General features: G+C 72.4%; 13 protein-coding genes and 1 pseudogene. 4 read left to right on the top strand and 10 right to left on the bottom strand.

Features of this window, described 5'->3' with window-relative positions:
- Nucleotides 1-96 precede the first annotated feature (96 nt).
- Nucleotides 97-2,136 carry a DNA/RNA non-specific endonuclease gene (locus HD593_RS24345; RefSeq protein ID WP_185104421.1) on the top strand — a complete coding sequence of 680 codons (2,040 nt, stop codon included), beginning with the start codon at nucleotides 97-99 and terminating at the stop codon, nucleotides 2,134-2,136.
- A 282-nt stretch (nucleotides 2,137-2,418) separates the two neighbouring features.
- Here the strand turns inward: HD593_RS24345 and HD593_RS24340 are convergent, their stop codons facing one another.
- The 4 genes from HD593_RS24340 to HD593_RS24325 all read right to left on the bottom strand — a co-directional run bounded on the left by HD593_RS24340 (nucleotide 2,419) and on the right by HD593_RS24325 (nucleotide 7,565).
- Nucleotides 2,419-2,988: a dihydrofolate reductase family protein gene (locus HD593_RS24340; protein ID WP_185104420.1), complete on the bottom strand. Its 570-nt coding sequence runs from the start codon at nucleotides 2,986-2,988 to the stop codon at nucleotides 2,419-2,421.
- 116 nt (nucleotides 2,989-3,104) lie between these two features.
- Nucleotides 3,105-4,037 carry an arginase family protein gene (locus tag HD593_RS24335; RefSeq protein WP_221524927.1) on the bottom strand — a complete coding sequence of 311 codons (933 nt, stop codon included), beginning with the start codon at nucleotides 4,035-4,037 and terminating at the stop codon, nucleotides 3,105-3,107.
- Between the two features lie 16 nt (nucleotides 4,038-4,053).
- The gene (locus tag HD593_RS24330; protein ID WP_185104419.1) at nucleotides 4,054-7,140 is read right to left on the bottom strand and encodes a tetratricopeptide repeat protein; all 3,087 of its coding nucleotides are present in this window, start codon (nucleotides 7,138-7,140) and stop codon (nucleotides 4,054-4,056) included.
- A complete protein-coding gene (locus tag HD593_RS24325; RefSeq protein ID WP_185104418.1) occupies nucleotides 7,137-7,565 on the bottom strand; it encodes a hypothetical protein in 429 nt (142 codons plus the stop codon). The genes HD593_RS24330 and HD593_RS24325 overlap by 4 nt, the downstream gene beginning before the upstream one ends.
- A gap of 267 nt (nucleotides 7,566-7,832) precedes the next feature.
- Between HD593_RS24325 and HD593_RS24320 the strand changes: the two genes are divergently transcribed.
- The gene (locus HD593_RS24320; RefSeq protein ID WP_312903671.1) at nucleotides 7,833-8,402 is read left to right on the top strand and encodes a class I SAM-dependent methyltransferase; all 570 of its coding nucleotides are present in this window, start codon (nucleotides 7,833-7,835) and stop codon (nucleotides 8,400-8,402) included.
- A gap of 32 nt (nucleotides 8,403-8,434) precedes the next feature.
- Here the strand turns inward: HD593_RS24320 and HD593_RS24315 are convergent, their stop codons facing one another.
- On the bottom strand, nucleotides 8,435-8,668 hold the full coding sequence (locus tag HD593_RS24315; protein ID WP_185104417.1) for a hypothetical protein: 234 nt from the start codon (nucleotides 8,666-8,668) through the stop codon (nucleotides 8,435-8,437).
- On the opposite strand from HD593_RS24315, the pseudogene HD593_RS65155 reads away from it, so the two are divergent.
- Together HD593_RS65155 and HD593_RS61670 are read left to right on the top strand one after the other, a co-directional pair.
- Nucleotides 8,657-8,707, top strand: a pseudogene (locus tag HD593_RS65155) (hypothetical protein); the annotation flags it as partial. The gene HD593_RS24315 and the pseudogene HD593_RS65155 overlap by 12 nt on opposite strands.
- Nucleotides 8,708-8,783: 76 nt before the next feature.
- On the top strand, nucleotides 8,784-8,972 hold the full coding sequence (locus tag HD593_RS61670; RefSeq protein ID WP_246546703.1) for a hypothetical protein: 189 nt from the start codon (nucleotides 8,784-8,786) through the stop codon (nucleotides 8,970-8,972).
- A gap of 327 nt (nucleotides 8,973-9,299) precedes the next feature.
- On the opposite strand, the gene HD593_RS24305 is transcribed toward HD593_RS61670, so the two are convergent.
- From HD593_RS24305 to HD593_RS24285, 5 genes are all read right to left on the bottom strand, one after another.
- A complete protein-coding gene (locus HD593_RS24305) occupies nucleotides 9,300-9,830 on the bottom strand; it encodes a DoxX family protein (protein ID WP_185104415.1) in 531 nt (176 codons plus the stop codon).
- 212 nt (nucleotides 9,831-10,042) lie between these two features.
- Nucleotides 10,043-11,398, bottom strand: coding sequence for an RNA polymerase sigma factor (locus tag HD593_RS24300; RefSeq protein ID WP_312903669.1), 1,356 nt, complete (start codon nucleotides 11,396-11,398; stop codon nucleotides 10,043-10,045).
- Nucleotides 11,395-11,730, bottom strand: coding sequence for a YciI family protein (locus HD593_RS24295; RefSeq protein ID WP_185104414.1), 336 nt, complete (start codon nucleotides 11,728-11,730; stop codon nucleotides 11,395-11,397). The genes HD593_RS24300 and HD593_RS24295 overlap by 4 nt, the downstream gene beginning before the upstream one ends.
- Nucleotides 11,731-11,837: 107 nt before the next feature.
- A complete protein-coding gene (locus HD593_RS24290; RefSeq protein ID WP_185104413.1) occupies nucleotides 11,838-12,695 on the bottom strand; it encodes an MOSC domain-containing protein in 858 nt (285 codons plus the stop codon).
- Between the two features lie 107 nt (nucleotides 12,696-12,802).
- The gene (locus tag HD593_RS24285; RefSeq protein ID WP_185104412.1) at nucleotides 12,803-13,261 is read right to left on the bottom strand and encodes a GNAT family N-acetyltransferase; all 459 of its coding nucleotides are present in this window, start codon (nucleotides 13,259-13,261) and stop codon (nucleotides 12,803-12,805) included.
- Nucleotides 13,262-13,382 lie beyond the last annotated feature (121 nt).

Here is a 13,382-nt window from a genome sequence, read left to right as displayed (position 1 = left end):
CAAATATGCAGGTCAGGAGGGGTCTAGCGGGACTTACCTGCTTCCCGTCAGGGGAATACGCCCCTTTGCCAGGACATCGGGGGATGGGGACAGGGCATGGTCACGGTCGAAGAAGCGCCCGCGGGGCTGCGGGAAGAGGTGGCGGCGCGGGTGACCGCCAGAAGCGAGCAGCGCCGGCGGACGATCTCGCTGCTCGCCGAGCCGGGCGGGATCGCCAGGGCCGACGAACCCGTACGGGTGGCCACCCGCATCGACCGGCTCAGCCACCACTATCGGGACCTCCCTCCGGTCGACCCCGCCGCGATGACCGCCGCGGACCCGGCGGCCGTCACAGCGGCGGCGGCGGTGCTGGAGCGGATCATCCAGACCGATGACCTGCTCCCCGTCGGCTACCTGGAAGGCGGGGCGGTGGCGGCACGAGCGGTCGGGCGGGTGGTCGTGCGTGACGCCCGCGGGCGGCTGGCCGGCTACGGCACCGGATCGCTGGTCTCGCCGGACCTGCTGCTCACCAACCACCACGTGCTCGGCGATGCCGGCACGGCCGGCCGCAGCAGCGTCGAGTTCGACTACCAGGACGGGGTCGACGGGCGGCCGCTGCCGCTGCAGGGGTTCTCCCTGGATCCGGGCCGGTTCTTCTTCGCCGACCGGGACCTGGACTTCGCGCTGGTGGCGGTGCGGGCCGCCCCGGGCGAGCTGGCCCGGTTCGGGTTCAATCCGCTGGTGGCGTCCGAGGGCAAGGTCATCATCGGCGACTTCGTCACGATCATCCAGCATCCGGGCGGGGCGAAGAAGCAGGTCGCCCTCCGGGAGAACCGGATCGTCGACATCCTGGAGTCGTTCCTGCACTACCAGACCGACACCGAGCCCGGCTCGTCCGGCTCCCCCGTCTTCAACGACCAGTGGGAGATCGTGGCCCTGCACCACGCGGGCGTCCGCGCGCCCGAGCACGACGAGTACGGCGGCTTCATCAACGAGGGGATCCGGGTCAGCAAGCTGCTGGCCTTCCTGCACGGCCGGCCGTTCCCGCCGGCCCAGCAGGCGGTGCTCGACCGGTTGTTCGTCGAACGCGTCAGCCTTCCGCCCGCTCCTGATGGCCAGTCGCTGACCAGCCAGTCGCTCACGGGCCAGTCGCTCACCGGGCAGTCGCTCACCGGGCAGGCCGAGCCGGTGGAGCAGGCGCCGATGACGCTCACTCTGACTCCCCCCTTCGACATCCGGCTCCGCTGGCCGGACGGTGCGACCGGCCCCGCCGCGGCGGCGCCGGAAGCGATCCAGATCGATCCGGACTATGCCACCCGCCGCGGCTACGACCCGGACTTCCTGCCGGGCGCGCACCGGGTGCCGCTGCCCGCCCTGCATCCCGAGCTCGTCCCGCTGGCGGCGATCAACCGGCACGCCGCCGGCGGACCGGCGTACGTGCTGGACTACCACCACTTCAGCGTGGTGATGAACCGGCAACGGCGGCTGGCCTTCTTCACCGCGGTCAACATCGACGGCGGAACCAGCCTGCGCATCCGCCGGGACCCCGACCGCTGGATTCACGACCCCCGCCTCCCCCACACCGAGCAGACCGGCGAGGAGGTCTACCGCGACAACCCCCTGGACCGCGGCCACCTGGTCCGCCGCCTGGACCCCGCGTGGGGAGCCAGCCACGCGGTGGCCAAATCCGGCAACGACGACACCTTCCACTTCACCAACTGCAGCCCGCAGCACAAGGACTTCAACCAGAACCAGACGACCTGGGCCGGCCTGGAGGACTACATCCTGGAGAACGCCGACACCCGCGACCTGAAGGCCACCGTCTTCACCGGCCCGGTCCTGGCGGCCGACGACGACCCCTACCGCGGTGTCCTGCTGCCCCGCCAGTACTGGAAGGTCGTGGCGATGGTCAAACAGAACGGCGCCCTGTCGGCCACCGGCTACCTGCTCAGCCAGGACCACCTCATCGACGGTTTGGAGGCCGTGCCAGGGGAGTTCTCCTACGGCGCCTACAAGACCTACCAGGTCCCGATCCGGCGCATCGAAGAGCTCACCCGGCTGTCGTTCGGCACCCTGGCCGAGTCCGACCCCTTGTCCAGCATGGAGGCGGCCACCACAGCCCGGGAGATCACCGACCTTCGCCTGCTCACCCTCTGACGCCACGCGCTGGTGATCAGCGGTCCGGCCGGCCCTGGTCACGAAGCTGCCTGACGCCGAACTCGCACGCCACCACGAGTCCGTCACCGTCGAGGGCGTCGAAGGTGGCGAGCTCGCCGGCACCGTGTATGTCGCGTCGGCTGGGATCTTGAGGCGACGCGTGATGCGCGGTTTCTCCTCGGTTTGATGGCGCTCCACCTGCCAGCCACATCCACGGCAGCGGCCAGTTGGAAACCTGTCTGGCCGCCGATGGTCACTTTGTGCGGATGTTCGGTGCGGCCGTCACCGGGAGGCGGGCCGGTGGCACAGCAGGACGTTCTGGGCGTCGAAGGTACGCGAATCGACGAGCTGGAGGCCGAGCCGCTGCTTGGATGCGGGGAACAGGGGCTTGCCGCCGCCGAGGAGAACCGGGTGCACGACGACCTGGTGTTCGTCGATCAGGCCGTGGGCGGTGAGCTCGGCGGCCAAGGTCGCGCCGCCCATCAAGATCAGATCCTTGCCGGGCTCGGACTTGAGCGCGGTGATCTGCTCGACGAGGTTCGTGCCGTTGATGACCCGTGCGCCGTGGCCGGGCTCGGTCAGCGTCCGGGAGACCACGATCTTGGGGGAGCTGCGCCAGATGGGAGCGAACTTCAGGTCGTGGGGGTGGTCGGAGATGGCCTCGACGTCGGGCCAGTAGCCGGCCATCATCTCCCAGACCGGACGGCCGTACAGGAAGGTGTCGGCCCGCTCCATCAGGCTGAAGGAGTAGGCCGACAGCTCCTCTCCCATGACGGGCCAGTCGAACTCGCCGTTCGGGCCCTCGATGTAGCCGTCCAGCGAGACGTGGACGAAGTGGATGATCTTCCGCATGGTCGGTGCTCCTCCGGTGGGGACCCTTCCTGGGTCCTTGCACCCTGTGGTCGGAGCGCCGCCCGCATCTTCGACATGGTCGAGCGAGATCTTCCGGACGTTCAGGGAAGGGCCGGTCAGCGCCCGGATTCGGCACGCAGGAACACGCACTCCATCGCCACCTGCGCCGCCAGGCTGCCGGTCAGCCCGGCATGGTCGTGAGGCGGGCTCACCGTGTTGACGTCGAAGGCGACGAAGTCCAGGCCCCGCAGCCCCCGCAGGATGCTCAGCCCCTCGCGCACCGTGATCCCGCCCCAGGACGGCGTGACCACCCCGGGCGCCACAGAAGGGTCGAAGACGTCCATGTCCCAGCACAGGTAGACCGGGACCCCGGCGAACCGGGCACGGATCCGCTCGACGAGCGCGGGCACGCCCATGGCCGTCAGCTCGTTCATCGTGACGACCTCGTAGCCGAGGTCGCGGGCCACGCCCACGATCCCGGGATGACCCCGGTAGCCGGTGTCCCGCATCCCCACGTGCAGGGACCCGGCGGGGTCGATCAGTCCCTCGGTGACGGCGTGGACGAAGGTGTTGGCGTTGTTGTACTCGTACGGATAGATGCCCTCGTACGCGTCGGTGTGCGCGTCGAAGTGCAGGACGGCGAAGTCGCCGCGATGCTCCTTGACGGCGCGGAGCTGGGGAAGCGTCACCGCGCCGTCACCACCGAACGTCAGCGGCACCGCACCCGCCGCGAGGATCCTCGACACCGCCGCCCGGATCGCCGGGAAGCTCTGCTCGACGTCGCCCGGCAGCACCTCGACGTCCCCCACGTCGATCACGCCCAGCTCCGTGAGGACGTTCACCCCGAACCCGTCGAGGTGCTCGGCGACGAGGGCGGAGTGCGCACGCACGTGCGCGGGCCCGGAACGCGCGCCGATCCGCGTGGGGTGATAGCCCATGTCGAACGGCACCCCCATCACCACGAACCCGCTCCCGGACAGGTCGTGGCCGGCGGGGACCCCGAAGAGCGTACCGACCGGCAGGACCGGCATGGCATCCGTAGGCGTCACCTCACCATGCTATCGATCAAGGCTCGGCCGCACGTGCCTCCTCCTCGGCCAGCCGGGCCCGCAGGTCCGCCGCCTCCTCACCGTGGCCCGCCTCCGCCAGCAGCTCGGCCAGCAGGTGGTAGGCACCCCATCGGACGATCGCCTGCATGTGGTCGTCCGGCATCGCCTCCAGGACCTGGTCGTAGATCTGGATGGCCTCCTCGACCGCCGCCAGCGCCTCCTCGGTCGTGACCCCGCTGGTGGCGCGGGTCCCCGCGAAGCCGAGCAGCCCGCTCGCCAGGTGGGCCAGGTACGTCCCCGGCTCCCGCTCCTCCAGGTCACGCCAGATGCCGAACGCCGCGTCGAAGGCGGCCCGCGCCCGCTCCAGGTCGGTGGCGGCACCGGCACGCACCATGGCGAACGTGTGCAGCGCGAGCGCCAGGCTCCCTCCGTGGGCGTGCGGGTCGTCCATCGCCAGGGCGCGGAAGAGCATCACCGCTTCCTCGGTCGGCCCCAGCCCTTCGGCGTGCCGCCCGATCTGGGAGAGCTTGAGGCCGAAGGCCATCAGCTGGCCGGCCAGGTCCTCGCCGTGCCTGGCCGGGTTGGCGTCCGCCAGCTCGCGCTGGATCTCCAGGGCCCGCTGCTCGTTGTCGATGCCCAGGCGCAGGCGTTCCTGGTCCTGCTGCGCCATCCCGAGGATCATCTGCGTACTGCTGAGGTTGTGCAGCGACATGGCCAGGCCCGCGCGGTGCGCCGCGGGGTTGGCGGCGGCCAGCCGGGTGTGGATGCGCACCGACTCCTCCGCCGCCGCCAGCGCCTCGGCGAACTCGCCCAGTTGCGCATGGCGGGTGCCGAGGTTGTTGAGCGCGAGGGCCAGCCCGGGCAGGTGGACGTCGGGGTTGGCCTCCGCCAGCCGCCGTTCCGCTGCGACCGCCTCGATCACGGGGGTCACCGCGTCGGTCCTCCGGCCCAGCTGCGAGAGGATGACGCCCCTGTTGTTCCGCACGTCGGCCAGCTCGGGCAGGTGCGTGGCGGGGTCCGCCTCGGCCAGGGCGGTGAGGATCTGCTCCGCCTGCTCCACGAGCCGCAGCGCCTCCTCGTTGCGGCCCAGGGCCGACAACGTCGTCGCCACCATCGACAGGGACGCGGCGACGCTCGCCGCGTACTCGTCCGGATGCTCGCCGGCCAGCCGGATGTCCAGGGTGAGCGCTTCCTCCGCGTGCTCGAAGGCACGGTGCGGGTCGCCCAGCGCCAGGTGGAGCCTGGCCGCGTTGTGCAGGGCGACGGCGAACGCGGGCAGGTGCCCGGGCTCCGCCGCCTCGGCCGCCTCGCGGTAGATCTCCACCGCCTCGGCCGTGCAGGCCAGCGCCTGCTCCGGCTCGCCCAGCGCCTCCAGCGCGACTCCCAGCAGGTCCAGCGTCCCGGCGAGCCTGGGCAGCTCCGCTCGCGACCCCTCGGCCACCGGCCGCCGGTGGATCTCCAGCGCCTCCCTGATGGGTTCCAGGGCTTCTCCGGTACGGCCGGCGTACGACAACCGCTGGGCGAGGTACGTCAGGAACTCCGCCCGCAGCCCCGGGTCGTCGACGACGGCCAGCCGCTCGTCCGTCACCCGCTTGACCACCGCCGCGGCCCCCACGTCGAGGTCGGCGTTCTGCTCCGCCGGAAGGCGCTTGGCCAGCGACTCCAGCAGGCCGAAGTCGGCCGACCCGGCGAGGGCGACCAGTGCGGCGTTGCCCGCGTCCAGCGCCAGGAAGGGATCCTCGCGCAGCAGCGGGAACAGGCAGTTCGGCCCCACATGCGGCCAGCGGGCGGCCGCGGAGGCCAGGAAGGTGACCGCCCGCGGCGTCCACGGCGGCGCCTGCTCCCGCGGAGGCAGCAACCGCCGATCGTCGGCCCACTCCCCCGGCCGGTGCACGAGCGTGGCGGTGGCCGGGGCGGCCCACGACCGGGCCGGGTAGTCGACGTGGTGCCCGGAGATGGTGAGCGCCAGGAAGTCCTCGGCCAGCCGGTCGGGGTAGAGCGGTTCGAGCACCGATCCGGGCCGCTCGGGCGGGTAGCAGTGGGCGTGATCGGCGAGCGTCCGCTCCGCGTCCAGCTCCACCGGCGGGTCCTGGAGCAACGCCCGCCCGGTCCCACGGTCGACGGAGCCCGTGAGGGCGGCGAGGAACACGGCGTAATGCATTGCCTGCGGAGTCGTGGTGAACGTGCGGCCCGCGGGAGAGAGCCGGTGCGCCTCCTCGCTGTGCAGCCGTGCCCAGTGCAGGTGCTCCCGGTCGAGCAGGTAGGCGGCGAGCGCCGCGAGGTCGGTCGGCCGCGGCGGCCGTACGCCCGTCGCCAGGGCGTCGACGGCCACCAGCGCCGCCATGTGCACGCCCAGGGTCAGGCCCAGGTCCGGCGCGCCCAGCCAGGGCACCCGGACGGCCTCCGGGTCTGTCAGGGTGTAGTGCCTGGCGAAGCTGTCACGGGCGGCGCGGAACATCTCCTCGCGCTCGCCGCCGCCTTCCAGAGCGGGCAGCGCCTGCGCCGAGGTGGTGGCCAGGTGCGTGGCCAGCGTCGCGCGGACCGCAGGCCAGGCGTCCAGCGTCCGCGCCACCAGCAGCACCCTGGTCCGCACCCCCGGCCTGTGCAGCAGCGCGTTGCTGAAGAGCCAGGTCAGATGGGTCAGCGGCCACTGGTCGGCGTAATCGACGACGAGCAGCAGGCCGGTGGCGCCGGTGAGGCTCAGGTCCTCCTGCCGGTCCGCGGGCAGGACGGTGCCGGGCCCGTGCAAGGCGGCGACGACCTTCCACCCCTGCGCCAGCGAGTCCTCCGCCAGCCTGGCGGCCAGCCGTGACTTGCCCTGCCCTCCCGGGCCGTGCAGCCACCTGACGCTCAGCTTCGGCGTGCTGTCGCGCCACTCGAGCAGCTGCCGCCGCTCCTCCTCGCGGCCCGTGAAGTCCACGACGGCGTGGCGGGCGTTGAGCATCCGGCTCGGCTGCTCGCGCAGCGCGGCCGAGTCCACCCGGGCCGGTGGACGCCAGTTCTCCAGCAGGTACAGCGGGCTGCCGTCGCCGAAGACATGCAGGTCGGCGCCGATGACGCCGTAGCCCACACCCGCGGTCACGGTGACGAACTGCTTGCTCACTCCGGAGCTGCCCGGTGGTTGATGATGTTGCCGAACATCACCCCTTGGGCGACCGATCCCTGTCCCTCCGCGGTGATGTGCTGCACCCAGCTCTGCTGCGCGGCCGGCAACCGTCCGCTCAGCTCCTCGATCACCCGGCGCAGCTCCGCCTCTGTTTCCGGATGCGCCTCGACCAGGTCCATCAGCCGTACCTGCCAGGCGGCGGCGATCCGCCGCCGGACCTCGTCCCGATCGCCCGGGTCGGCCGCCTCCACCTCGGCCGCGGCGCGTTCGAGCCGGGTCTCCGCCAGCTCGCGCTGCTCCTCGTCACCTCGGCCGAGCAGGGCTGCCGCCCTCGTCCTGGCGCTCTGCCACGCGTCGGTGGCCATGGCGGCGACCACGGTCGCGGCACCGGTCATCGCCAGCTCGGCGACGGCTTCCATCACGGGTTGCTCCCTGGAGATCGGCTGCCCTTCCTTCACGATAGGCAGCCGGATCGGGGGTGAACATGAGTAAGGGGTACTCAATCACCGCGGACGTACAGCGGCGTTTCGAGAAGTCGGAAAGGCCCAGCCGCTCGGCCTGCGGGACATGCCGCGGTGCCTTCCCGGCGCTCATCCCACAGCGAGCGGCGGGCGCTTCCCGCACCGCGAGTACGTTGGCGAGATGGACAGTGAGCAGTGGGACCATCGGTACGCGGCCAAGGACCTGGTGTGTCGGCCGGGCCGAACCGGTGGGTGGAGGAGGTGGCCACCGGCCTGCCGCCTGGCCGGGCGCTGGACCTGGCGGCGGGCGAAGGGCGCAACGCGCTGTGGCTGGCCGAGCGCGGCTGGAGCGTGACCGCCGTGGACTTCTCCGCCGTCGCCGTGGAGCGAGCACGATCCCTGGCCGCGCAACGGCTCGGCGAGCACGCCGGTCGCGTGCAGGTGGTCGAGGCGGACGTCCGCCACTACGCCGCCGCCCCTGCCGCCTTCGACCTGGTGATGGTGGTGTACCTGCAGGTGGAGGCGGTGCTCAGGCGGCAGGTCATGCGGTCCGCCGCCACCGCGGTCGCGCCCGGCGGGCTGCTCCTGGTGGCCGCGCACGACAGCGAGAACCTGGCGCACGGGACGGGCGGCCCTCAGGATCCGGCGGTCCTGTACCGCGCGGACGACGTGGCGGCCGACATCGAGGGTTGCGGGCTGCGGCTGGACCGGGCGGAGGCCAGGCTCCGCCCGGTCGAGGGCTCCCGGGACGCGATCGACGCGTTCCTGCTCGCCACGCGGGGCGCCGCCGCGTCCTGATCGCCGTGCGGCTTCTCAGGTGAAGGAACGGCTCAGAGGGCGGCGCACTGGGGCACCGAGACCACGTGCCAGGCGAACGAGGCGCCGGCCTGGCCTTCCACCGCGCCGGCCGAGCCTCTGCCGAGGGCCTCGGGCACGTCGAGGCGGTCGATCACGACCTGGTCGCGGCCGTACCTGCCGGCGCCGGAGGCGACGAGCCCGCCCGAGGTGATCGCCACCGTGCCCGCCGGGCAGGCCGCCTCCACGGACTGTTCGTGGGCCGCCATCGGTTCGGCGAGATCCTGGAGGGGGCGCCGGGGCTGTCGCGGAGTGTGCCGGTGCAGCGGCTGCGGTGGCTGGAAGGCGCCGGCGTGGTCACGCGCGGGCAACAGGGCCGGGGTCGTGGAGTACCGCCTGACCGACTGCGGGATGGAGCTGATCGAGGTCTGCATGGCGCTCGGGGCGTGGGGCGCCCGGTGGCGGGAGGTTCCGCCGGAGTATCTCGATCCGTACCTGGCCCTGTGGATGCTGTCGCGGCTGATCGATCCCGGGTCCCTGCCGCGGCGGCGGCACAGCGGGCCGGGGGCATGACGGTGATCGCGCCGCCGTGGCTGGTGAGGGAGCTCGCGGCATGGGGGCGGCTCAGCCCGTTCGCGGACATCCGCCCGGCCCGGGCCCCGGCAGGGCGAGCGCCCACGCTCGGATGAGGGTGTACGGCTGTCCCCGGCCCGCGGGCGATCGCGTGTCGGTCGAGCACCGAGGACGAAGCCCGTCGCCGTCGACGGTGCCCATGTCGCCGCCGCGAGGGGTACGCCCGGGCACATCGCGATCTCGCCTCCGCGGGACGAAACGGGGACGGCCCCGCACAGGCCGGTGCCCACCTCCGGTGTGCCGGAGGTGGGCGCGGGATCGTTCGCACTACTTCAGCCAGGCGGTGCGCTGGACGATGGGCAGGTTGCCGAGTCCGAGGGTGGTGCCGGCGCCGGTGAGGGCGAGGCCGATGAGGACGATCGCGTAGATGAGGTGGTCGTCCATGAAGGGGTTGGTGGTCAGGGGCAGCTCGGCGGCCCACATCAGGAGCAGCATCGCGGTGCCGGCGCCGGCGGCGATGCGGGTGCCGATGCCCAGGACGAGCGCCAGGCCGACGCCGGCCAGGCCGGCCATGAACAGCCAGTCCACCCAGACCTGCCCGGCCAGGCCGGTGAAGAAGCCGCCGAGGGCGTGCTCGCCGGTGCCCTTGAGGAAGCCGGTCGTGGGGCTGCCGCCGTTGATCCAGGCCTTGGCCGCCGGGGTGGCGAAGCCGAAGCCGAAGGTCTTGTCCAGGAAGGCCCAGAGGAAGACCCAGCCGATCGAGATCCGGGCGATGGCCCAGACGTAGTCGGCCGGGGTCTTGTGCTCCGCCCTGGCCACGCTGGTGTGCGTCACAGGCTGGTGGATGGTGGTGGCCATGGCGGGCCTGCCTTTCCTGTTCTGTCGTGTGTCCTTGCCGCACCTCCATCACACCGGTTGCGGCGGCCGGCGCTCAGTGCCGTACGGCCCGAGGCCGGAGGACCTTGGTCCTCGCGGCAGTTCCTCTGTCCACGGCCTTGCGGACCTGCTCATCCGAAACCGCGGGTCAAGCGAGGGTCCCGGCCTCCCCCGGTCGGTGGCCGAGGAAACGGTCATCCCTGGTGGGAGAGGTCGTCGGCGCGGTGGAGCAGGGCTCGGCGCTCCGGCTCGCTGCGGGCGAGCGCTGCGGCCTGACGGAACAGAGCGGCGGCGCGATCATGGTCGCCCTGGCGGGCCGTCAGGTCCGCCTCGGCGGCGACGGCGAGAGGATAGCCGTCCAGCCTGCCGCCCGTACGTGTCCGGGCCAGCAGCGCGAGCCCCGCCGCCGGGCCGTGGGCGTAGCCGTGGGCCACCGCGCGGTTCAGCTCCACCACGGGGGTCGGCTGAATCCGCGCGAGCTCGTCGTAGCAGGACGCGATCGCCTGCCAGTCCGTGGCCGCCGCCGACGGCGCCGTGGCATGGCAGGCGGCGATGCGCGCCTGCAGAGCGTACGGGCCGTCCTGCCTGATCGTGGCCAGAATGCCGAGGGCTTCGGTGATGGCGGCGTGGTCCCAGCGGGACCGGTCCTGCTGGTCGAGCGGGAGCAGGTCGCCGTCGGCGTCGCGGCGGGCGTCGTGGCGCGAGTGCTGCAGCAGGAAGAGGGCGAGCAGCGCGGACACCTCCTGCCGGTCCGGCATGAGCTGCCCGAGCAGCCGGGCCAGGCGGATCGCCTCCGCGGCGAACGCCGGCTCGCCGCCGGCCGTGTAGCCGCGGGTGAACAGCAGGTAGAGCACCGCCAGGACGCCGGGCAACCGCTCGGTCAGGGCTCTGCCGCTGGGCACGCGGTACGGGATGCCGGCGTCGGCGATCCGCGTCTTGGCCCGGGTCAGCCGGCGGGTCATGGTGGACTCGCTGACCAGGAAGGCGCGGGCGATGTCCGCCGTCGGCACCGCGCAGATCGTCCGCAGCGTGAGCGCCACCCGCGCCTCCATCGCCAGCGCGGGATGGCAACACGTGAAGATCAACCGCAGACGATCGTCCACGACCTCGCCCACCATCCCGTCCGCCATCTCGCCCACCGCGTCCACGTGGCCGGCGGGATGCGTGGCGGTGCGGGTGAGCACCGCCAGCTCGTCCAGCTTGCGGCGTTCCACTGAGGCACGCCGGAGCGTGTCGATCGCCCGGTTGCGCGCGACCGTCATGAGCCAGCCTCCAGGGTTGGCCGGTACGCCGTCGGCCGGCCACCGCTGCAGGGCCAGCGTCAACGCCTCCTGCGCGCAGTCCTCGGCCAGCGCCCAGTCACCGGTGACGCGGATCAGCGCGGCGACGATGCGGACGTAGGCGTCCGCGGCGGCGGCCTCGACCGCCGAGGCCGCCGCACCAGCCGAGACCGTCACGCCGGCCGAGGCCGCCGTACTGGCCGAGACCGTCACGCCAGCCGAGGCCGCCGCACCCGCTCCGGCGGGCCGGCGGCCTGGCGCCGGCGTCACCGTTGCGGCTCCGCGAACGGGCGCAGCTCCAGCCGCCCGGCCCGGGCCATGGGATGGGCGCGGGCGATCTCGATCGCCTCGTCCAGGTCCGCGCACTCCAGCAGGTCGAAGCCCACGATCACCTCCTGGGTCTCGGCGAAGGGACCGTCGCACAGCAGCAACTCACCGTCGCGCACCCGCACGGTGGTCGCCGCGGCCGCCGGCGCCAGCTCCGAGCCCTGGAGGCGCCGGCCGCGGGCGTCGTTCTCCGCCACCCACGCGTGGATGTCCGGCTCGTTCTCCTTGTCGGTGTCGGGCTGGGCATCGGTGCAGACGAACATCAGGTACTTCACCTGGGCTCCTTCGAACGGACGGCTTGCCGCCATGGTGATGAGTCACCCTGGTGACGAACGGGTACCCCGTTTCCGGACACACCGCGGGCGCCGGACACGGAAATCTTTCACGCGGATACCGCACCGGAGGTTTCCCGCAGCGGCTCCGGCGTGACCCAGGAGGTGACGCTCAACCGGTCGCCGACCGCGAGCTCACCCGGCCGTACGACGGCGAACTTGGCCCCGAACGCGACCCCACCGTCGGCCACACGCCGGTACGTGGCGAGCGTCCGCAGCGGCTCGGGCCCGGTCTCGCCGCCGGTGACCTGATCGACCGTCGTGACGGCGCATCGGATCGCCCGCTTGGCGTAGCCGAGCTCGCCGGTGCCGATGGCGAGGCGCCCGGCGCGGTCCTCCAGGTGGGGCTCGTCCCAGCCGTCGATCACGATGTTCGGGCGGAAGCGCTCCACGGGCAACGGCACGTCCATGCGCCGGTTCAGCTCGTCGAGGGAGGCCTGGGAGACGGCGAGGATCGCGCTGCTGTCGGCGTACGCGGAGGTACCCGGCGTCAGGCCGCCCGTCAGCCGATCATGTTCCGGCGGCACCCGGACCAGCCGGCACGGGCCGCCCAGCACCGCCGACAGCCACCCCGCGACCTCCTCGCCCTGGTCGATGCCGTGGTAAGGCCGCCCGAACAGCCGCACCGGCCGCCGGCGGGACGTCAGATCGACCTCGATCCGCAGCTCGGCGATGCCCGGAGCCCGCAGCGTGAGCCGCGAACCGTCGACGGACGGGCGGATGGTCGCCAGCAGCGGGTCGCGTCGCTGGCTGCGGAAGCCGCCGTCGTCGTCGATCACCATGAAGGCACGATCGTGTTCGAGGCCGGCCGCCACCAGCTTCGCGCGCGTCAGCTCGACGCCGGCGCAGCCCTTGACGGGGTAGGTGATCAGCCGCCTGACGACGCCGGTCGTCTCGTGCTCGCTCATGACGCAGAACGTACAAGCGCCAGATCGCCGCGCGGTAGGCCAAGCGGCTGAATCTCACACGATCTGGTCAGTTATCGGATCGGCCCGCAAGAGCAGAGGCCCCCGGCTCAGGCCGACGGATGGCCGTACTGCGCGATCCACAGCCCGGGGATCACCTCGAGCTCGCCGCGCAGGCCGAACCCGAGCCGTTCGTACAGCGCACGAGCCGGTGCGTTGTCCCTCCCGGTGGACACCACGATCCGGCGCTCCCCCGCTCTGGCCATGACCTCCTTGACCAGGGTCCGGCCGATCCCTTGTCGCAGCAGCTCAGGGTGGACGATCAGGCGGTTGATGTCCACCTCGGCGGGCGTCTCCTGCCACGCCACCGCCCCCGCCAGCCGGTCGCCCCCGGCCATCGCGGCCAGCCACAGGAGGGGCTGGGCGCGCAGCTCGTCCAGGCTCTCGTGCAAGGGCGGGATGCGGTCGTCCTTGATGAGTTCGGCCTCGATGGCGTAGGAGGCCTGCTGCAGGGCGAGCAGCTGCGAGCCGAGCGGATCGTCGGCCGGGGACACTTCGGCGATCAACATCGCCCCAGTATGGCGGGCGCCGTCCCGCGTCGAGGCCGGCGGCCAGTGCCATCGGTCCCTCGGGGTGAGGGCGTTCGCCGGTGTTCCGAGCCCGGTGGAAGGGGGCTGATCGAGCAACAGC

The sequence above is a fragment of the Nonomuraea rubra genome (assembly GCF_014207985.1).
In the GTDB taxonomy this organism is placed as follows: domain Bacteria; phylum Actinomycetota; class Actinomycetes; order Streptosporangiales; family Streptosporangiaceae; genus Nonomuraea; species Nonomuraea rubra.
Note: the sequence above shows the minus strand (reverse complement) of the source record. Positions and strands in the feature narration are given on the sequence as shown.